Origin of the sequence: Mycolicibacter minnesotensis, assembly GCF_010731755.1 — a bacterium.
Classification (GTDB): Bacteria; Actinomycetota; Actinomycetes; order Mycobacteriales; family Mycobacteriaceae; genus Mycobacterium; species Mycobacterium minnesotense.
The window spans coordinates 3,070,930-3,091,067 of sequence record NZ_AP022589.1 but is presented as its reverse complement, the minus strand read 5'-3'; the positions used below and the strand labels follow the sequence as shown (position 1 = coordinate 3,091,067).

The following is a 20,138-nucleotide window of genomic DNA, read 5'->3' as shown; positions in this document are numbered from 1 at the left end:
GGGCTGTGGCCGCGGTGGCGACCACGACCCTGACGGCAATCTCGACGCTGAAGAACCTCGATCAGTCGTTGTCCATTCCCGGCGTGGTCTTGGAGACCTGAACCAGGAACTCGTAGTTGGTCTTGGTCTTGCGCAGCTGGCTCATCAGCAGGTCGATGGCCTGGTGCGAATCCAGGCCCGACAGCAGCCGGCGCAGCTTGTGCACGATCGCGAACTCGTCCGGCGAGAGCAGCAGCTCGTCCTTACGGGTGCCGGACGGGTTGACGTCCACGGCCGGGAACACCCGGCGCTCGGCGATCTTGCGGTCAAGCTTGAGCTCGGCGTTGCCGGTGCCCTTGAACTCCTCGAAGATCACCGTGTCACCGGTCGAGCCGGTCTCCACCATGGCGGTGGCGATGATCGTCAGCGAGCCGCCGTTCTCGATGTTGCGGGCCGCGCCCAGGAACCGCTTGGGCGGGTAGAGCGCGGTGGAGTCCACACCACCGGACAGGATGCGGCCCGACGCCGGCGAGGCGTTGTTGTACGCACGGCCGAGGCGGGTGATCGAGTCCAGCAGCACCACGACGTCCTTGCCCTGCTCCACCAGACGCTTGGCCCGCTCGATGGCCAGCTCGGCGGCCTGGGTGTGGTCTGACGGCGGTCGGTCGAAGGTCGAGGCAATGACCTCGCCCTTGACCGAGCGCTGCATGTCGGTGACCTCTTCAGGGCGCTCGTCGACCAGCACCACCATCAGGTGGCATTCGGGGTTGTTGCGGGTGATCGCGTTGGCGATGTCCTGCATGATCGTGGTCTTACCGGCCTTGGGCGGCGACACGATCAACGCGCGCTGTCCCTTACCGATCGGCATGATCAGGTCGATGATCCGGGTGGTGAGCTTGTCCCCGGAGGTCTCCAACCGCAGCCGCTGATTCGGGTAGAGCGGCGTCAGCTTGGTGAAGTCCGGACGGTTCCGGGCCTCTTCCACCGGGCCGCCGTTGACCGAGTCCAGCCGCACCAGCGGGTTGAACTTCTGCCGCGGATTCTTGTCGCCACCATCTCCCTCGCGGGCCACCCGTACCGCACCGGTCACCGCGTCGCCGCGGCGCAGCCCGTTCTTGCGGACCATGTTCATCGAGACGTAGACGTCGCTGGGTCCGGCCAGATAGCCCGACGTACGCACGAACGCGTAGTTGTCCAGCACGTCGAGGATGCCGGCGACCGGCTGCACGACGTCGTCTTCGCGCAGCTCAGCGTCGCCGCCGGGCCCGCCGCCTTCGCCACCACGCTCGCCACGGCGACGCCGGTCACGGAAACGACGGCCGCGACGGCCACCGCGGCCCTCGTCGTCGTCGCCGCCGCCGCGGTTGCCCTGCTCGCCACCCTGGTCGTCGTTCTTGGACTGGGCTGACTCGTCGGCTTTGGCGTCGTTCTTGGCGCCGTCGCGCTCACGACGTCCGCCGGCCTGCTCGGCCTTGTCGGTCTTGTCTTCGGCCCGGCCCTGCTTACGGGACTCACCCTGGGCTGGGGCCTCGGCCTCGGCGGGCTTGTCCTGCTCGGGCGCCTTGTCCTGCTCGGGCGCCTTGTCCTGCTCGGAAGCCTTGTCGGACTCCGCACCATTGGCCGCGGGGGCACCGGTCGAACGGCTGGCACCACGGCGTTCACGACGACGAGGTGCTGCCGAGGCCTCTGATGCGTCGGCCTGGGCCGGCTCGGCACCGTTGGCGGCGCCATTGGTGGTCGGCTCGGCGGCGGGCGCCGCGGCCGGCGCTTCGCTACCGCCGTTGCTGACCTCGCGGATCGCGGCGATCAGTTCGCTCTTACGCATCCCCGAGGAACCCTTGACGCCCACACGGTTGGCCAAGGCACGCAGTTCAGGCAGCACCATCGACGACAGGGCCGCATCCGGGGCAGCTGCGCCGTTGTCGGGCGCCGCGGCGGGCGCGGGCTCGGAGGCAGCCGGGGCCGGAGCCGCTTCTTCCGGGGCGGACGGTGCGGCGTCACTACCGCCGGCAGCCACGTCCGGGCTGGTCTCGGGAGTGCTCGGGGGGGTCGACAGCGATTCCTGATCGGTGCTGCCTTCAGCCGCGAAGAGGTCCGTTTCGGTCACGGATTTCCTTTCTTCCCTCGTCGGTTTTCTCACGCGAGGGGCTTTGGTTGCATTCAGCGGACTCGCCGAGTGCGTGTCACCGTCGACTGTTTTAACGGTGTTTACCCGTATCGACGGCGTCATAACGCAAACCGTCAACTTCGGGAAGAATTTGGTGGCATCCCGGTTGACATCGCAGTCTGATTCAGGTGCTAATGCCGCGAATGCGGGACGGGACCGAGGATAGCCCGCTTCTGTGCTCGACGCAACAGATGCCGCCCGGCGCGCCTTAACCGGCGACCGCAACCCCGGAGTTCCATTTGACCGCGTGGCCGGCCGACATCTCAGTGACGTTGAACGCCTGCGCCTCCGGCGAGGCGAGCACCTCGGCGGGCAGTTGCCCCGCGGTGGTCAGCGCGATAACCGCAGGTCCGGCCCCGGACAGCACGGCGGCGATCCCGTGGCGTCGCAGCAACTGCAGGAATGCCGCCGATTCGGGCTGCGCGGCGCCACGCTGCGGCTGGTGCAGCACGTCCTCGGTGGCCGCCATCAGCAGATCGGGCCGCTCGGTGAGCGCCACCACCAGCAGCGCGGCCCGGCTGAGGTTGAACCGGGCGTCGCGGTGGCTGACCTGCTCGGGCAGCAGTGCACGGGTCTCGGCGGTGGACGAACGCAGCTGCGGAATCGCCGGGAACAGCCGGATATCGGGGTGCAGGCGCAGGGATGCGGCCGAGTAGTCGGCCCCGCCCTCGGCGGCCTCGGCGGTCCAGGCCACCACCGCGCCGCCCAGCACGGCGGCCGCCGCGTTGTCGGGATGCCCCTCGAACTCCGAGGACAGCTGGATCAACTGCGCCTGAGACAAGCCGGGCCGATCAAGTTGCGCGACAAGACCATTCACAACGGCCAATCCACCGACCACCGCGGCGGCCGACGATCCCAGGCCCCGCGAATGCGGAATCGCGTTGCGGCAGCGCACCACCATTCCGGGCGCCGCTACCCCGGCCTCCTGCAGTCCCCGCAGGATTCCTTGGACCACAAGGTGATCCGAGGTGAGCGGCACCTGCCCGGCACCCTCCCCCTCAACGTGGACCAACAGGCCGGATTCGACCGTCTCGACCACGACCTCGTCGTAGAGGCCCAGTGCCAGACCCAAGCTGTCGAAACCAGGCCCCAGGTTGGCGCTCGACGCCGCAACCGCGACGCTGGCCGTCAACCCGGTGGGCAACAGCTGGACCACTAGGCCAGTCCCAATTCGGCGACCACCACGGCCGCGTCGACGGGAACGGCGGTCACCTCGGGCATGCCCTTAAGGGCGGTGTCCGGGTCCTTGAGGCCGTTGCCGGTCACGGTGCACACCACGGTCGAACCGCGCGGCACCCAACCGTCCTCCACCGACTTGAGCAGTCCGGCGATGCTGGCCGCCGAGGCCGGTTCCACGAACACGCCTTCGGACCGCGCCACCAGGTGATACGCGGCCAGGATCTCGTCATCGGTGGCGGCCAGGAACCGGCCACCCGAATCCACCTGCGCTTCCACGGCCTGGGTCCACGACGCCGGCGAGCCGATGCGGATCGCGGTGGCGATGGTCTCGGGGTTCTTGACCGGCTCGCCGAGCACCAGCGGCGCCGCACCGGCGGCCTGGGTTCCCAGCATCTTCGGCAGCTTCTCGGTCAGGCCGTCGGCGAAGTACTCCCGGTAACCCTTCCAGTACGCGGTGATGTTGCCGGCGTTGCCGACCGGCAGCGAGTGGATGTCCGGGGCGGTGCCCAATGCGTCGACGATCTCGAATGCCGCGGTCTTCTGGCCTTCGATGCGCACCGGGTTCACCGAGTTCACCAGCGAGATGGTCGGGAAATCGGTGGCCATCTTGCGGGCCAGTTCCAGGCAGTCGTCGAAGTTGCCGTCGATCTGGATGATCTTGGCGCCGTGCATGACTGCCTGGGCGAGCTTGCCCATGGCGATCTTGCCCTGTGGGATCAGCACCGCACAGGTGATACCGGCACGCGCGGCGTAAGCCGCCGCCGAGGCCGAGGTGTTGCCGGTCGAGGCGCACAGCACCGCCTGCTGGCCACGCGCCACCGCGTCGGTGACCGCCATCGTCATCCCGCGGTCCTTGAACGAACCAGTCGGGTTGAGCCCCTCGACCTTGAGGTGCACCGTGCAGCCGGTCTGCTCCGAGATGCGCTTGGCGTGGATCAGCGGGGTGCCGCCCTCGTGCAGCGTGACCGGGGTCCAGTCGTCACCGATGGGAAGCCGATCGCGGTAGGCGTTGATCAGGCCGGGCCAGGGACGGTGGATCGGTGTCCGGGTGGAGCTCACTGGTCTGTTCCTTCCAGGCGTAGCACGCTGGCGATTCGCTGGACTGCGTCCAGATCCGACAGTGCTGCAACGGTTTTCGATAATGCCGCGTCGGCGGCCCGGTGGGTGACCACCACGATGCGGGCACCGATCAGGTGCCCTTCACCGTCGGCAACGCCCTCTTGGCGCACCTCGGCGATACTCACCCCGTGTGCGGCGAATTCAGCCGCCACGGTGGACAGCACGCCGGGCTTGTCGGCGACGTCCATGCTCACGTAGTAGCGGGTCTGCACGTCGCCGATCGGCGCGATGGCCAGTTCGGCGTATTTGGACTCACGCGGCCCACGCCCGCCCTGGACCCGGTTGCGCGCGGCCATCACCAGGTCACCGGTGACCGCAGATGCGGTGGGGGCACCCCCGGCGCCCTGGCCGTAGAACATCAACCGGCCGGCGGCCTCGGCCTCGACCACCACCGCGTTGAATGCACCGTTGACCGTCGCCAGCGGGTGGGTCAACGGTACCAATGCCGGATACACCCGAGCCGAAACCCGCTGCTGCCCATCACTTCCGGTGATGCGCTCGCAGATCGCCAGCAGTTTGATGGTGCAGCCCAACGCGCGCGCCGAGGTGAAGTCCGCCGGGCTGATCCCGGTGATGCCCTCGCGGTAGACGTCGTCGGCAGTCACCCGGGTGTGGAAGGCGATGGACGCCAGGATCGCGGCCTTGGCCGCGGCGTCGTAACCCTCAACATCTGCGGTCGGGTCGGCCTCGGCGTAGCCCAGCGCACTCGCGTCGGCCAGCGCGGCGGTGTAGTCGGCACCGGTGGAGTCCATTTCGGACAGGATGTAGTTGGTGGTGCCGTTGACGATGCCCGCCACCCGCAACACGGTGTCGCCGGCCAGCGACTGGGTCAGCGGCCGGATCACCGGGATGGCGCCGGCGACGGCAGCCTCGAAGTACAGGTCCACCCGCGCGTTCTCGGCGGCCTCGGCCAGCTCCCCGGTGGACCGCGACAGCAGGGCCTTGTTGGCGGTGACGACGGACTTGCCGTGCGCGATTGCCGACAGGATCGCCTTGCGGGCCGGCTCGACCGGACCCATCAACTCGACGACGATGTCGACGTCGCTGCGCGACACCAGGCTGTCAATGTCGTCGGTGAGCAACTCCACCGGCACGCCGCGGTCTGACGCCACCCGGCGCACCCCGACCCCACGCAGCACCAGCGGCGCACCGATGCGTGCAGCCAGGTCATCGGCGCTGGCCTCAAGGATGCGAACGACTTCGCTGCCGACGTTGCCCAAGCCCAGAACTGCCACCCCTACGGGCGCCCCGGACACCTGCGAACCGGACACTAGCTACCCACCTCCAGGCTGATCAGGTCTTCAACGGTCTCCCGGCGCAGCATAAGGCGAGCTTTCCCGTCGCGTACCGCCACCACCGCCGGGCGGGTGAGCAGGTTGTACCGGCTCGACATCGAGTAACAGTAGGCGCCGGTGGCCGCCACGGCGATCAGGTCGCCGGGAACCATGCCGTGGGGCACCCAGGTGTCACGCACGATGATGTCGCCGCTCTCGCAGTGCTTGCCGACGATGCGCGCCAGGTCCGGCAGGGCATCGGTGTCGTCGAGGCTGCGCGACACCAGCCGCACGTCGTAGTGGGCGTCATACAGCGCCGGACGGATGTTGTCGCTCATGCCGCCGTCGACGCTGACGTAGCGGCGGTGTGCGGTGGCGCTGACGGCGACGTCCTTGACGGTGCCCACCTCGTAGAGCGTCACGGTGCCCGGTCCGGCGATGGCGCGGCCGGGCTCGACCACTAACTGAGGGGTGGGCAGGCCGACAGCGGCGGATTCGTCGCGCACGATCGCGGCCAGCTTGCCGGCGAGCTCGGCCATGGGCGGCGGGTCGTCCTGCGGCAGATACGAGATTCCCAGTCCCCCACCGAGATCGATGACGGACAACTGCGCGGTCTTGTCGACGCCGAACTCCGCGACCACGTCGCGCAGCAGCCCGATCACCCGGCGGGCGGCCAGCTCGAAGCCGGCGACGTCGAAGATCTGCGATCCGATGTGGCTGTGCAGACCGATCAGGCGCAGGTGCTCGGTGGCGAACACCCGTCGGATGGCCTCCATCGCCGCTCCGCTGGCCAGTGACAAGCCGAACTTCTGGTCTTCGTGAGCGGTCGAGATGAACTCGTGGGTGTGGGCCTCGACGCCCACGGTGACGCGCACCAGCACGTCCTGCACCACGCCGGCCGCCGCGGCGACGGCGTCGAGCCGGTCGATCTCGATCAGCGAGTCGAGCACGATATGGCCGACCCCGGCGTTGACGGCGGTGGTCAGCTCAGCAACCGACTTGTTGTTGCCGTGCAGGGTGATGCGTTGCGCGGGGAATCCGGCGTGCAGGGCGACGGCCAGTTCACCTCCGGTGGCCACGTCCAGGCACAGCCCCTCCTGGTCGATCCAGCGCGCAATCTCGCTGCACAGGAAGGCCTTCGCTGCGTAGTGCACGTTGTCGCCGCCGCCGAATGCCGTGGCGATCTCACGGCAGCGCCTCCGGAAGTCGTCCTCGTCGATGACGAACAGCGGCGTGCCGAACTCCGCGGCCAGGTCGGTCACTTTCACACCGGCGATGCTGGTCACGCCGTCGGCGTCGCGAACGGCGTTGCGTGGCCAGACGTTCGGCGCCAGCTGCAGCAGCTGCTGCGGGGTCTGGGGCCGCGGCGGCAGCCCGTCGTGGTGGATCTCTTCGGCGTGCCGGGGGCCGGCGGGGTGGACGTTCACATGCGCTCCGGTGCGCTCACGCCGAGAATTCCCAGCCCGTTGCCGATCACCTGGCGGGTGGCCTGACACAGCGCCAATCGCGCCGCGTGCAGCTCGCCCGGCTCCTCGTCACCCTGGGGCAGTACCCGGCAGCTGTCGTAGAACCGGTGGTAATCCCCGGCGAGGTCTTCGAGGTAACGGCACACCCGGTGCGGTTCTCGCAGTGCGGCAGCGGTTTCCAGCACCCGGGGGAACTCGCCCAGGTTGCGGATCAACGCGCCTTCCTTGTCGTGGTCGAGCAGCCCGAGGTTGGCGGTGTCAGCCGTCAGGCCGAGCTCGGCCGCGTTGCGGGCCAGCGCGCACAACCGGGCGTGTGCGTATTGCACGTAGTAGACCGGGTTTTCGTTGCTCGCCGAGGACCACAGCGCCAGGTCGATGTCGATGGGGCTGTCCACCGAAGAGCGGGTCAGGCTGTAGCGGGCGGCGTCCACGCCGATGGACTCGACCAAGTCGTCCAGGGTGATCACGGTGCCGGCGCGCTTGCTCATCTTGACCGGCTGGCCGTCGCGCACCAGGTTGACCATCTGGCCGATCAAGACTTCGACGGTGGCCGGGTCATCCCCGAATGCTGCGGCGGCGGCCTTGAGTCGGGCGATGTAGCCGTGGTGGTCGGCGCCCAACATGTAGATGCACAGGTTGAAGCCACGCTCACGCTTGTCCAGGTAGTAGGCCAAGTCGCCGGCGATGTAGGCGGGCTTGCCGTCACTCTTGATGACGACGCGGTCCTTGTCGTCACCGTAGGAACTGGTGCGCAGCCAGGTGGCGCCGTCCTTCTCGTAGATGTTGCCGTTGGCGCGCAGCCGTTCGATGGCCTGCTCGACGCGGCCGGAAGTGTGCATCGAGTCTTCGTGGGTGAAGACGTCAAAGTCGGTGCCGAACTCGTGCAGTGACTTCTTGATGTGGGTGAACATCAGGTCGACGCCGATCTCGCGGAACGTCTCCTGGGCGTCCAGACTGGTCAGGGCGTCGGGGGCCTTGGCCTGGATTTGGGCGGCGATGTCGGTGATGTAGGCGCCGGCGTAGCCGTCCTCGGGGGCAGGTTCGCCCTTGGCGGCGGCGATCAGCGAGTTGGCGAACCGGTCGATCTGGGCGCCGTGGTCGTTGAAGTAGTACTCCCGGGTGACCGCGGCCCCCTGGGTGCTCAGCAGGCGGCCCAGGGCGTCGCCGACCGCCGCCCAGCGGGTGCCGCCGATGTGGATGGGGCCGGTGGGGTTGGCCGACACGAACTCGAGGTTGACGTTGAGGCCGTCGAACTCCCGAGAGTGGCCGTAGTCGGCGCCCGCGGTGATGATGTTGGCCACCACGGCGCCCTGCGCCGAGGCCTCGATGCGCAGGTTCACAAAACCCGGTCCGGCGATCTCGGCGGCGGCGATCCCGTCGGCGCGCTCCAGGGCTTCGGCCAGCCAACCGGCCAGTTCACGCGGGTTGGCGCCCACCTTCTTGCCCAGCTGTAGGGCCAGGTTGGTGGCGTAGTCACCGTGTTCGGGGTTGCGCGGCCGCTCGACCGTCACCGTCGCGGGCAGCGCGGCGGTATCCAGGTCGTGCTCGGCCAGCACCGCGGCGGCGGTGGTCTTGAGCAATTCGGCCAGATCGGCAGGGGTCACGAGGCCCCATCTTATGGTCTGACGTGGTCAGGCCCCGAATCCGTCCGGTTCGGGGGTCCGGGCAATGATGCGCTACTCTGTCAAAGCCCACACGGCGCCGCATTACGCGAGCGCCCCCGTAGCTCAGGGGATAGAGCGTCTGCCTCCGGAGCAGAAGGCCGCAGGTTCGAATCCTGCCGGGGGCACTTAGCTAGATTCTCTGCCTTGACATTCAAGGCGACTCTGACCTTTCACTAGTGCGGCCCGCGAATAGGGCCTACGTACCCCGTTTGCAACAGCCCACGGCTTTCACATCGACAGTTCCTTAAAGTAACCTGTGGGCCCTTTTACGGGGAATGGACGCCACCGCTTTGGCGGAGTGCACCGGGGACACATCTGAACTCCGTTTCTCAGGCCGTTAGTACACTTCCTGGCAGCGGGCTGCGCATGATCTGTACGCTCACGCGATTCGGCACGCAGAGACGAAGTGGACGGAGACTTCCATGGCCAGCATCATCAAGCGCGCTGGAGCGATGGCAACGGTTGTGTCAGCGATCAGTTGCTGTGCGTCTTTGGCGGTGCTAGCCGCCCCCACTGCGTCGGCCGACAACGACTCCTATCTCGCCGCGATGGATGCGCTTGGCATGTATTCCGAAGATGGAGACGATGTACTGCTGCATGTGGGCAAAAAGGCGTGCTCGATGCTGGCTCCGAGTCCCGGCCTGATGTTCGGCCGCAATCCAAACTGGGTAGCGACGACGCTCTGGGAACAGAGCCCCCGGCTCGAACGAGACGATGCCGCCCTTATCGTGAACGCCGCAATCGATAACTTGTGCCCCGGGGTAAACCCCCTCGGGTACGCGGCGGTTGACAGTCCCGGCGATCAACCTCCTCCTGCTCCTCCAGCAACTCCCTAAATCACACGGGACAACACGACCCGTCCGTCGGTTCTCCAGTCGACGGTATGCGCGAGTCCACGAGCCGTGGCGCTATCTCAACCGGCGATCCAGTCAATCAGCCCAACAGCGCAGGCAAAGGAACGTGCATCAAGCCGCATGCCGCACGGAGTAGTTCAGCTTCGGAAGCCGTCACGGTATCGTCGTGCAGCACCGATTCCACCATCGCTTCGACGAGTGCCTGCTTCGCCTTCGGATCCAAGGCGTCGAGGGCGGCCCAGCCTCCGTCGAGGGTCTGCTGCCAGCTCAATCGGCGCGGGTTCTCGGGCCTCGCGGTATCACCGTAAAGTCGTTGCAGCGCAATGTCCAAAGACTGTGCCGCCACGTCTTGGTCGGCGCCTCCGGCGACCGCGAGAGTCGCCAGCAGGGTTGTCACCACCGGACGCACACCGGTGAGCGAATCGCTGCCCACCTTGCTTCGGCGAGCCGGGTCGTTGGTATCGAGCAGGTAAACCCAGACAAGGCGGGTCAGGCAGTATTCGAACATCGTCACCTTCTCGTCGGCGACGGCGAGCACATTCAGCACGGCGATGAGCGCGTCCTGTTCGGCACGAGAGTGGGTGGCGATCTGCGGCAAAGCCAGCGCGACTACCGGGAGCCGAAGTTCGTGCGGCAGCGCCCGCATCCGGTCGGCGAGGGCGGCGGCTTCCCGCGCCTGCGTCGGCCCCAGACGTTCGGTCACCGAGGCGAGCTGACGAGAGTGCAGACCGCCGCTCGACGGCGCGAGGAGCAACGCGATGACGGCCGCGGGGGCCGTGGTGGGCTGGCTGGCCAGCGCGCGGACATCGTCAGGAATCCGCGCATGCAGTGCCGCGCCGTACTTCAGGTCGGCAGGAGTGAAAGTGCCTGCGCGAGCCACGATTTGCTCAGGACTGGTGCGCCAGCCGGCGTTGGGGAGTTGCTCTGGTACGGGGGCCTGACGGCCGAGCGCCGTTCCGGCGGGGGCGAAACCTGCGGCGACGTCCTCGGCCAGGCCGTCGGGTGCCTGATTGGCGTACCGCTGCTGTAGTTCGGCGAGTTCCCCGGGGTCGAAGTCTGGGTTGAGCGCCCTGATCCGGTCGGTGAGTGGCGGATGCGTCGCAAACAACGACGTGAACGACCGTCGCACGCCTTCTCCGAACAGCATGTGGCTGACCTCGGCCGCATTGCGGGAGTTACGCAGCTGCGAGCCGGTCGGTATGCCGCCGATCTTCTTCAGTGCGCCTTCGAGGCCGTCGGTCTGGCGGGTGAACTGCACCGCCGACGCGTCGGCCAGCCACTCCCGTTGCCGTGCTACCGCGGCCTTGATCACGTTGGCGAAGAACACGCCGACGTAGCCGAGCACCATCATCGCGAACGCGAACGCAACGAGGGGCAGCGCGCGCTTGCTGTCACTCCCGCGACCGCCGAACTGCAGCACGCGCAAGCCGATCATTCCGATCAGCAGAATTCCGCTGAGTAGTCCGATGAGTCGAATGTTCAGCCGCATATCACCGTTGAGGATGTGGCTGAACTCGTGAGCGATCACACCCTGCAATTCGTCACGGTTGAGTTGCGCCAGGGCTCCCCCCGTCACCGCGATGGCAGCATCGGCAGGCGTGAAACCTGCGGCGAATGCATTGATTCCGGGTTCACCCGGCATGACGAACAAACGTGGCGCCGGCACGCCGGAAGCCAGCGACATCTCCTCGACGATGTTGACGTACCTACGCAACTGCGGGTCGGTCGTCGTCGGGTCCACGGGCACCGCGCCGACGGCCGCGGCGACAGCAGCACCCCCGCGGCGCAGCGAAATCGTCTTGAACAGCGTTCCACCTGCGATGACCAAAAGCGTGATTGCGGTGACGACGATGACGATCGCAAGAATCGATGACGCGTCGATCCCGTAGTAATCCTTTGAGAGATAGCCGAAGGCAATCACCGCGGCGGCATCGATCGCCGCGACCAACGCCACCACCGCAGCCCCGAAGAGAAGCACCAGCTTCAGCGTGGTTCCCTTGGCGGCGCGCTGGTGCTCGAAGAAGTTCATGGCCGCCGGTCGGTCAGAACTGAACCTTCGGCGCGTCCCGCATCTCCGGGTGTTCCGGCGGGATCTCGAGCAGGGCGGCCGGAGCAAAGTTGAAAATGCCGGCATAGACATTGCCGGGGAACGTCTCACGCCGGTTGTTGTAGCTCATCACCGCGTCGTTGTAGGCCTGGCGGGCGAACGCAACCTTGTTTTCCGTGGAAGTCAGTTCCTCCGACAATTGCATCATGTTCTGGTTCGCCTTCAGGTCGGGATACTGCTCGACCACCAGGTTGAGCCGGCTCAGCGCGCCGTTGAGCGCCTGCTGCCCCTGGGCCAACTGCTGCATCGCCGCCGGGTCACCGGGATTGGCCTGGGCAGCGGCAAGGCCGTTCATTGCGGCGCCACGCGCATTGACGACAGCTTCCAGCGTCTGGCGCTCATGCGACAGGTACGCCTTGGCGGTTTCGATCAGGTTGGGAATGAGGTCGAAGCGACGCCGCAACTGAACATCGATCTGGGCAAAGGCGTTCTTGTAGGCGTTGCGCGCCCGAACCAGCCCGTTGTAGCCCGCGATCACCAACACCGCGAGTAGTAGAAATATGACAACGACGACGATGAGTCCGATGGTGAGCCCCACGAGGCATACCTCCAAAGAGTCGGCCTAGCCGCAGTGTGTGCGGTTTCCGGCGAAGCGTAACCGCTGAAAGGCCAGCGCAGGTCCGTTCGGGGGCTTCTCCGGCACCGGAGCCACTGCGGTGGGGTTTGACCGAGTCGCCATGGCCCCGAAGCCGGGTCTGCTCGACCAAAGATCCGCATTCCTCGTTCGCGCACAGCGCAAATCAACCCGGGAGACGCCTTCCGAAATTAAGGTCGACTAAGTGACGATTCGCCTTGGCTACCAGATCCCCAACTTCTCCTACGGCACCGGTGTTGCGGAGCTCTTCCCCACCGTCATCGCCCAGGCCCGCGAGGCCGAGGCCGCCGGGTTCGACGCGGTCTTTCTGATGGACCACTTCTATCAACTGCCCATGCTGGGCTCCCCCGACCAGCCGATGCTGGAGGCCTACACGGCCCTGGGAGCGCTGGCGACCGCCACCGAACGCCTCCAGTTGGGCACACTGGTCACCGGTAACAGCTATCGCAACCCGACGCTGCTGGCCAAGATCATCACCACGCTGGACGTGGTCAGCGCCGGCCGCGCCATCCTGGGCATCGGCACCGGGTGGTTCGAGCTCGAACACGACCAGTTGGGCTTTGAGTTCGGCACCTTCACCGACCGGTTCAACCGCCTGGGCGAGGCACTGGAGATCATCCTGCCGATGCTCAAGGGCGAACGGCCCACAGTCGACGGCAAGTGGTACCACACCCAAGAGGCGATGGCCGAACCCCGCTTCCGCGACCACATTCCGCTGCTGATCGGCGGCAGCGGCGAGAAGAAGACCATCCCGCTGGCAGCCCGGCACTTCGACCACCTCAACCTCATCACCGGATTCGACGAGGTCCGCGCGAAGATGGACGTGGTGCGGCGCAGCTGCGAGCAGGTCGACCGCGACCCGGCCACCTTGGAAACAAGCATGCTGCTCACGGTGGTGCCCGACGCCAACGTCAGCGCCGACCAGCTCCCTGCGGAACTGTCACAACGCATGGTGGTCGGCAGCCCGGAGTCGATCGCCGAGCAGATCAAAACAAAGGTGCTCGATGCCGGCGTCAGTGGAGTGATCTTCAGCATCCCCGCCTACCACCCCGGGGCGATCGCCGAGACCGGAGCGGCGTTGCGGGCGGTGCTCGACGCCTGAGCCTCAGCCCAGCACCGTGTGCATCAGCATCACGTCGTAGGCGTTCCACAGCGACAACGTGAAGTACACGTCCTTGCCGGTCGACCAGGGATGGACATAGGGCGCGTAGATGCCGCCGGGTATCTGGCCGGTGGGGATCAGCGTCTGCTCGCCGCTCCACGGTCCCTGCGGAGTGGGCGCGGTGCGGGCCACCACGTCATTGCCGCCGTTGCCGTAGAGCGCCAGGTACTGGCGCAGGTAGGTGTTGTACTGCACTGACATCTCGCCCACCGGGCCGGGAATCACCGGGGTGGCCGCGGCCGGGTTGGCCGGAACCCAGGATCCGCTGTCTCCATTCCAGTACTGGTACTTGGTCAGATCAGGGATGGAACGCTCGGGCACCCGTGCCAGGTACGCCGAGCCGCCGCGCCCCGACGGGGTCCCGTAGGAGTACAGGTAGCCGTCGTTGCCGCGCAGGTAGGCGCCCATCTGGAATTTCTCGTTGCCGGGGACGAACTGTGCTCGGGGGACGTTCTCCTGCGATGTCGATCGCACGGTTCCCGGGTAGACGCCCCACGTTTCGCCGTTGTCGTTGGAGACCGCGATCGCCGAGTAGTTGGTGGACCATTCGCCGTCACGACCCCACTGCTTGATCGACATGAAGTTCATGTATTGGTTGCCGGCGATCCCGATGGCGGCAGTGGGGATCATGCCCTCCTGATGCTGTGCCAGTTGCACCGCGGGCAGGATCTGCTTGGAGAAATTCGCCTGCCGCAGCGGCGAACCCGAGTACTTGTTGCCCGCGACGCCGGGTGCCACCGTGATCCCGTCGGCCAGGATGTTGTCGTTGCTGCGGAACAGCACGTTCTGTCGCCACTGCTTGCCCTGGATGCGGCAGTAGCCGAAAGTGTCGCCGAAGGCGTAGAGGATCTGACGATTGGCGGGATCACCGTTGTCCCAGGGGATTCCGAGGTCGGTGCCGGACACGCCGAAGCGCTGCAGGGTTTGGTTGGGGCTGTTGGGCCCGGTCATCCACTCCACCAGCGACGTCTGGGCTCCGGCGATGGCACCACCGGGATCCGCAGTCGACAACCCCGGATCCGCGCCGGGGACCGGGACGGGCTGGGCCGGTTGGGCAACGTTGGGCACCGCTTCGCCGGCGGGATTCGGCACCGGTGGCACTACCGCGGCCTGCTGCTTGATGGTGCCGTTGGGGTTGATCAGCGCGGCGATCAGTGGGCCCAGTTTGGGCAGTGGCGCCTGATCATTGGTGCCACGCGGTCGGCGCCCGGACGGCAGCTGGCCGGCACCGGTGGTTGGCGAACCCGGCGGCGGGTCGATGTTGGCCTCGGGAGCATTGCAGGTGGCCGCCATGGCCGGCGGTGCGAACTCGGTGGCAGCGACCAGCCCGAGAACCACAGCGGGCACCATCGCCGCCGAAACGATTCGACGTGTCGCCGACATGTCCCACCTTTCCCAGGACCCGATCCCGGGCCTCCCACCACTGCGACGATAGTGATTTCTGGGACTTCTGTGACCGCTGAGACAACGATAGAGACGCATCCGTGACGGTGTCGCAACCGGCGAATCAGGCCTAACCGGCGTTGCCGACCTCCGCGACCACATCGGCCACACTGCGCAGTTGACCCAGGTCAGAGCTGGTCGGGATCAGATGGATCTCATCGGTGCCTATCGCCGCAAACCGGCGCAGAACCTCGGCCAGTTCATCCTCGCTCCCGGCCCACCCGGTGCTCGGCACCATCGCCTCGACATATTCGGCCGGAATCCAGTTCATGTAGCGCAGCAGATGCTGACGCACCTGGTCGCGGGCGGCGTCGGGATCACCGAGGGCGAACCAGAACGACGTGGCCAGATGCGGGGCACCCCGCCCCGCCTGGCGCCAGGCATCCCGGCCGACGTCGAACAGTTCGTTCTGCTTGGCCACGTCGAGGTCCATGGTGATGCCGGCCAGGCCCTCGGCCCAGGTCGCTGCGCTGCGCAGGGTCTTGGGACCAATAGTGCCGACCAGCAGCGGCGGTCCGCCCGGTTGCACCGGGGCAGGTCCCACCGGCAGCACCGCCTCGGTGATCTTCTCCCCCGCCCAGACCCGACGCATGATCGCCACCGCCGCAGCCAACTCGCCCATCTTCTGCGTCGCCGGATCGGCGCCGACCGCGCGGTAGTCCTCGTCGCGGCCGCCGATGCCGAGCCCCACGGTAAGACGGCCACCACTGAGCACATCCGCGGTGGCCAGCGCCTTGGCCAGCATGACCGGGTCATGCAGCTGCGGGACGATCACCGTGGTCACCAGACGCACCCGCTCGGTCCACGCCGACAATGCACCCAGCAAGGTCAGGCTGTCCGGGTTGGTGAAGGCGATCCGCTCGCCCCAGCACAACGAGGCGAACGGTCCGTCGTCGATCGCTCGCGCCCAGTCCCGCAGCAGCATTGCGTCGAGGTCTGGCTCCATCACCGGCATGGTCATTCCCACCTGCATGACCGCGATTGTGGCACGGCGCAATTCAGGCGGGTGATCCGGCGGCTAGCCCGGCGAATGACCCCGCTGGCGTTCCTGGGTGCGATAGTCGGTGGCAAGTTCGGCGACGTGGACGGGCAGTTCCCCGGAGGCCACATCGGCCAGGCTGGTCTCTTCGAGCACCGAGCGCATACTGGCCCGCAACGCCCGCCACACGTCGGTCAAGGCTGCCGTCGGTCCGGCATAAGGCAGATCGCCCATCCCGATATCACGAACACTGGCCAGCGGGCCGTCGATGCAGCGCAGTACATCGGCGACGCTGATCGCGGTGGCGGCCCGGGCCAACTCGTAGCCGCCGTCGCGGCCGCGCTGGCTGCGCACCAGCCGATCGGTGCGCAGGTCGGAAAGGATGTCGACGAGGAATTGCGCTGGAATGCCCTGCGCAGCAGCGATATCGTCGGTCTTGATCAGCGCGCCAGGCTCGGCGGTGGCCAATTGGACCATCGCTCGCACCGCGTACTCCGCCTTGGCCGACATGCGCATTGCGAGCATTCTTCCATCTGGCGGCTCAACCGATTGCCGCGAGCACCCCTTGCGCGTATTCGGGGCGACACACCACCAGGTCGGGCAGCAACGGATCGGGCCGGTTGTAGATCAGCGGTGAACCATCGATACGTGAGGTGTGCAGGCCCGCGGCCCGCGCCACCGCCACCGGGGCAGCCGAGTCCCACTCGTACTGCCCACCGGCGTGGACGTAGACGTCGGCGATGCCCTGCACCACAGCGGCGACCTTGACCCCGGCCGAGCCCATCGGGACCAGCACACCGTTCAGCTGCTCGCGCACCGCTTCCGCGATCGCCGGCGGCCGGCTGCGCGATACCGCGATACGCGGCGCGGCATCGTGGGCGGGCGGCGCGGACACCGACGGGGTCGCCAAGGTGGTCCCCCGCGCGGGCAGGGCCACCGCCCCGGCCGTCAGCTCGCCGGACTGCCACAGCGCCACGTGCACGGCCCAGTCGTCGCGGCCGAGCTCGCTGAACTCGCGGGTACCGTCCAGCGGATCGACGATCCACACCCGCTCGGCACTGAGCCGGACCGGATTGTCGGCACCCTCTTCGGACAGCACCGCATCCTGCGGCCGCTCGGCGGCCAGCGCTGCCATCAGAAAGTCGTGCGAACGCTGGTCACCGGCAGCTTTGCGCTCCGCCTCACCGGCGTCGGCCAGCTCCTCGCGGACCCGCAGCAGCAGCCGACCCGCCTCGGTGGCCAGCTGTGCGGCCAGCTGGTGGTCGTTCACTTTCGATCGTCGATCGCCGCGATGACTTGGCGGGCCTGCTCGTCGATGCTGTTCTGCGAGCTAAGCCGCACGTCGGGGTTCCGCGGTCGCTGATACGGGCTGTCGATGCCGGTGAAGTGCGTGATCAGACCGGCGCGCGCCTTGGCGTAGAGCCCCTTGGGGTCACGCTGTTCGCACTCTTCCAACGAGGTGTCGCAGAAGACCTCGACGAAGTCGAACCCGGCGTCGGTGTGCACCTGGCGGGCCAGTTGACGATGCTCGATCAGCGGGCTGATCGCCGGCACCAGCACGATCTGGCCGGAGTCGGCCAGCAGTGTGGCCACGTGGGCCAGCCGGCGCAGGTTCTCGGCGCGATCGGCCATCGAGAAGCCCAGGTCGGCGTTGAGGCCGTGCCGCAGGTTGTCGCCGTCGAGAACGTAAGCGGGCGTGCCGCGTTCGAGCAACAGCTGCTCCACCCGCATGGCCACTGACGACTTGCCCGCGCCCGACAGCCCGGTGAGCCACACGGTGCGGCCCTTGGACAGCCGGTCGGTGGCCTGGACAAGTGAGGTATGCCGCACGGTGTTGGGGCTGGCGGTGCGTGGCGACACGTCGCGCAGCACCATGCCGGCCGCCACCGTTCCATTGGTGGCCTGGTCGATCAGGATGAACGAACCGGTGGCGTCGTTGCGGGTGAACTCATCGAGCATCAGCGGAGTCTGTGCACGCAGCGAGACGCGCCCCAGCTCGTTGATCTTCAAGTCCGTCGCATCCTTGTCACGATGCAATGTGTTGACGTCGAGGCGGTAGTCCAACTCCATGATCTTCACCCGGGTGGTGCGGGTGGTGTGCTTGATGACGTAGTCGTTGCCCGGTTGCAGCGCCGCACCGTCGGCCATCCAACACACGGTGGCGTCGAAATCCTGGACAACGCGCGGCTGGTTGTTGGTGCGGACAATCATGTCGCCGCGGGAGATGTCGATGTCGTCGGTAAGACTCACCGAGACCGCCATCGGCGGGAAGGCTTCGGCTACCGCACCGGTGGGACCTTCGATGGCCGCAACGCGGCTGGGCTTGCCCGACGGCAGCACCACGACGTCGTCGCCGGGGCGCAGCACACCGCTGGCCACCGTTCCTGCGTAGCTGCGATGGTCGGCATGCTCGTGGGTCTGCGGACGGATCACGTACTGCACCGGGAAGCGCACGTCGACCAGGTTGCGGTCGCCGGCGATGTAGACCTCTTCGAGGTGTGACAACAGTGCGGGACCGTCGTAGAACGGGGTCTTATCGGACTTGGTCACCACGTTGTCACCGAGCAGGGCCGAGATCGGGATGGTGGTCACGTCATGGACGTCCAGGCGGGTGGCGAACGAATGGAAGTCGTCGCGGATCGCCTCGAACTTCTCGGCGTCCCAGTCGATCAGGTCCATCTTGTTGACAGCCAGCACGATGTGCCGGATTCCCAACAGCGACGCCAGGAAGGTGTGTCGGCGCGACTGCTCCTGCAGGCCGTGGCGGGCATCGACCAGCACGATCGCCAGCTGGGCGGTGGAGGCACCGGTCACCATGTTGCGGGTGTACTGGATGTGCCCCGGGGTGTCGGCGATGATGAATTTCCGCTTGGGCGTTGCGAAGTAGCGGTAGGCGACATCGATCGTGATGCCCTGCTCACGCTCGGCGCGCAGGCCGTCGGTGACCAGTGCCAGGTCGGTGTAGTCGTTGCCGCGTTCCCGCGACGTGCGCTCGACCGAGGCCAGCTGGTCTTCCATGACGGCCTTGGAGTCGAACAGCAGCCGTCCGATCAGCGTGGACTTGCCGTCGTCGACCGAGCCGGCCGTGGCGATTCGAAGCAGCGTGGTTGCCGCACCCATCAGAAATACCCCTGCCTCTTGCGGTCTTCCATGCCAGCCTCTGAGATCCGGTCGTCGGCGCGAGTCGCCCCGCGCTCGGTCAGCCGCGACACCGCGGTCTCATCGATCACCTCTTCGACGGTGGACGCCGTGGACTCCACACACCCGGTGCAGGTGACGTCGCCGACAGTGCGGAACCGGACCGAGGTCTCGAACACCTCTTCGCCGTCGACGGGCCGCAGATGCTCGTGGACAGCCAGCAGCATCCCGTCGCGCCGGAAAACCTTGCGTTGATGCGCGAAATAGATGGAGGGCAGGGTGATCTCCTCGGCCCCGATGTAGGACCAGATGTCGAACTCGGTCCAGTTCGACAGCGGGAACGCCCGGATGTGCTCGCCCTTGCGGTGCCGGCCGTTGTAGAGGTTCCACAGCTCGGGCCGCTGCACCTTGGGGTCCCACTGGCCGAACTCGTCGCGGAAGCTGAACACCCGCTCCTTGGCCCGCGCCTTCTCCTCGTCGCGACGGGCACCGCCGAATGCGGCGTCGAACTTGTTCTCCCGGATGGCCCGCAGCAGGGTGACGGTCTGTAGCGGGTTGCGCGACGGGCCGTCGTCGACCACGCGGCCGGCGTCGATGTCTTCCTGCACCGATGCCACCACCAGGCGGACACCGTTTTGGGCCACGAGCTCGTCGCGCGCGGCGATGACCTCGTCGAAGTTGTGGCCGGTGTCGACATGCATCACCGGGAACGGCAGCCGTCCCGGCAGGAAGGCCTTGACGGCCAGATGCAGCATGACGATGGAGTCCTTGCCACCCGAGAACAGCAGCACAGGACGCTCGAACTCCGCCGCCACCTCCCGGATGATGTGGATGGCCTCGGCCTCCAGGGTGCGCAGATGCGTGAGTTGATACTGCCCGACCGTGGCGGAGGCCTCCGGGGGCGCAGTGACGTTACTGGTCATGACTTCCTTGCCAGGGATACCCGATAATCTTGGTGAGACTTACCATATTTACTAGTTATAGCCGGCTATGCAACCAGCCGCACTGTGTC

General features: G+C 67.0%; 16 protein-coding genes and 1 tRNA gene. 3 read left to right on the top strand and 14 right to left on the bottom strand.

Annotated features, from left to right (window positions below; genetic code table 11):
- Positions 1 to 61 precede the first annotated feature (61 nt).
- The 6 genes from rho to argS all read right to left on the bottom strand — a co-directional run bounded on the left by rho (position 62) and on the right by argS (position 8,788).
- Positions 62 to 2,086 (bottom strand): transcription termination factor Rho, encoded by a 2,025-nt coding sequence (gene rho / locus G6N09_RS14340; RefSeq protein ID WP_083027845.1) that lies wholly within the window; start codon positions 2,084 to 2,086, stop codon positions 62 to 64.
- A gap of 268 nt (positions 2,087 to 2,354) precedes the next feature.
- Positions 2,355 to 3,302: a homoserine kinase gene (gene thrB, locus G6N09_RS14335; protein ID WP_083027846.1), complete on the bottom strand. Its 948-nt coding sequence runs from the start codon at positions 3,300 to 3,302 to the stop codon at positions 2,355 to 2,357.
- Positions 3,302 to 4,384 (bottom strand): threonine synthase, encoded by a 1,083-nt coding sequence (gene thrC, locus G6N09_RS14330; protein WP_083027847.1) that lies wholly within the window; start codon positions 4,382 to 4,384, stop codon positions 3,302 to 3,304. The genes thrB and thrC overlap by 1 nt, the downstream gene beginning before the upstream one ends.
- A complete protein-coding gene (locus G6N09_RS14325) occupies positions 4,381 to 5,700 on the bottom strand; it encodes a homoserine dehydrogenase (protein ID WP_083027868.1) in 1,320 nt (439 codons plus the stop codon). The genes thrC and G6N09_RS14325 overlap by 4 nt, the downstream gene beginning before the upstream one ends.
- A gap of 14 nt (positions 5,701 to 5,714) precedes the next feature.
- Positions 5,715 to 7,145 (bottom strand): diaminopimelate decarboxylase, encoded by a 1,431-nt coding sequence (gene lysA / locus G6N09_RS14320; RefSeq protein WP_083027848.1) that lies wholly within the window; start codon positions 7,143 to 7,145, stop codon positions 5,715 to 5,717.
- Positions 7,142 to 8,788, bottom strand: coding sequence for an arginine--tRNA ligase (argS, locus tag G6N09_RS14315; RefSeq protein WP_083027849.1), 1,647 nt, complete (start codon positions 8,786 to 8,788; stop codon positions 7,142 to 7,144). Before argS ends, lysA begins: the two co-directional genes overlap by 4 nt.
- A 112-nt stretch (positions 8,789 to 8,900) precedes the next feature.
- Between argS and G6N09_RS14310 the strand changes: the two genes are divergently transcribed.
- Both G6N09_RS14310 and G6N09_RS14305 read left to right on the top strand, forming a co-directional pair.
- A tRNA-Arg gene (locus G6N09_RS14310) sits at positions 8,901 to 8,973 on the top strand.
- Positions 8,974 to 9,270: 297 nt separating this feature from the next.
- Positions 9,271 to 9,684 (top strand): DUF732 domain-containing protein, encoded by a 414-nt coding sequence (locus G6N09_RS14305; RefSeq protein WP_083027850.1) that lies wholly within the window; start codon positions 9,271 to 9,273, stop codon positions 9,682 to 9,684.
- A 97-nt stretch (positions 9,685 to 9,781) separates the two neighbouring features.
- Here the strand turns inward: G6N09_RS14305 and G6N09_RS14300 are convergent, their stop codons facing one another.
- Together G6N09_RS14300 and G6N09_RS14295 are read right to left on the bottom strand one after the other, a co-directional pair.
- On the bottom strand, positions 9,782 to 11,731 hold the full coding sequence (locus G6N09_RS14300) for a M48 family metallopeptidase (RefSeq protein WP_083027851.1): 1,950 nt from the start codon (positions 11,729 to 11,731) through the stop codon (positions 9,782 to 9,784).
- Between the two features lie 13 nt (positions 11,732 to 11,744).
- Positions 11,745 to 12,347: a LemA family protein gene (locus G6N09_RS14295; RefSeq protein ID WP_083027852.1), complete on the bottom strand. Its 603-nt coding sequence runs from the start codon at positions 12,345 to 12,347 to the stop codon at positions 11,745 to 11,747.
- A gap of 241 nt (positions 12,348 to 12,588) precedes the next feature.
- Here G6N09_RS14295 and G6N09_RS14290 point away from each other — a divergent pair, with 241 nt between their 5' ends.
- The gene (locus tag G6N09_RS14290) at positions 12,589 to 13,506 is read left to right on the top strand and encodes an LLM class F420-dependent oxidoreductase (RefSeq protein ID WP_083027853.1); all 918 of its coding nucleotides are present in this window, start codon (positions 12,589 to 12,591) and stop codon (positions 13,504 to 13,506) included.
- A gap of 3 nt (positions 13,507 to 13,509) precedes the next feature.
- On the opposite strand, the gene G6N09_RS14285 is transcribed toward G6N09_RS14290, so the two are convergent.
- From G6N09_RS14285 to cysD, 6 genes are all read right to left on the bottom strand, one after another.
- The gene (locus G6N09_RS14285; RefSeq protein WP_083027854.1) at positions 13,510 to 14,949 is read right to left on the bottom strand and encodes a glycoside hydrolase family 183 protein; all 1,440 of its coding nucleotides are present in this window, start codon (positions 14,947 to 14,949) and stop codon (positions 13,510 to 13,512) included.
- Positions 14,950 to 15,079: 130 nt separating this feature from the next.
- Positions 15,080 to 15,970, bottom strand: coding sequence for an LLM class flavin-dependent oxidoreductase (locus G6N09_RS14280; RefSeq protein WP_083027869.1), 891 nt, complete (start codon positions 15,968 to 15,970; stop codon positions 15,080 to 15,082).
- A gap of 57 nt (positions 15,971 to 16,027) precedes the next feature.
- Positions 16,028 to 16,504 (bottom strand): Rrf2 family transcriptional regulator, encoded by a 477-nt coding sequence (locus G6N09_RS14275; RefSeq protein WP_083027855.1) that lies wholly within the window; start codon positions 16,502 to 16,504, stop codon positions 16,028 to 16,030.
- 25 nt (positions 16,505 to 16,529) lie between these two features.
- On the bottom strand, positions 16,530 to 17,258 hold the full coding sequence (locus tag G6N09_RS14270; protein ID WP_083027856.1) for a 3'(2'),5'-bisphosphate nucleotidase CysQ: 729 nt from the start codon (positions 17,256 to 17,258) through the stop codon (positions 16,530 to 16,532).
- A complete protein-coding gene (cysC, locus tag G6N09_RS14265; protein WP_083027857.1) occupies positions 17,255 to 19,108 on the bottom strand; it encodes a sulfate adenylyltransferase subunit CysN in 1,854 nt (617 codons plus the stop codon). Before cysC ends, G6N09_RS14270 begins: the two co-directional genes overlap by 4 nt.
- Positions 19,108 to 20,049, bottom strand: coding sequence for a sulfate adenylyltransferase subunit CysD (gene cysD / locus G6N09_RS14260; RefSeq protein ID WP_083027858.1), 942 nt, complete (start codon positions 20,047 to 20,049; stop codon positions 19,108 to 19,110). Before cysD ends, cysC begins: the two co-directional genes overlap by 1 nt.
- Positions 20,050 to 20,138: the final 89 nt, after the last annotated feature.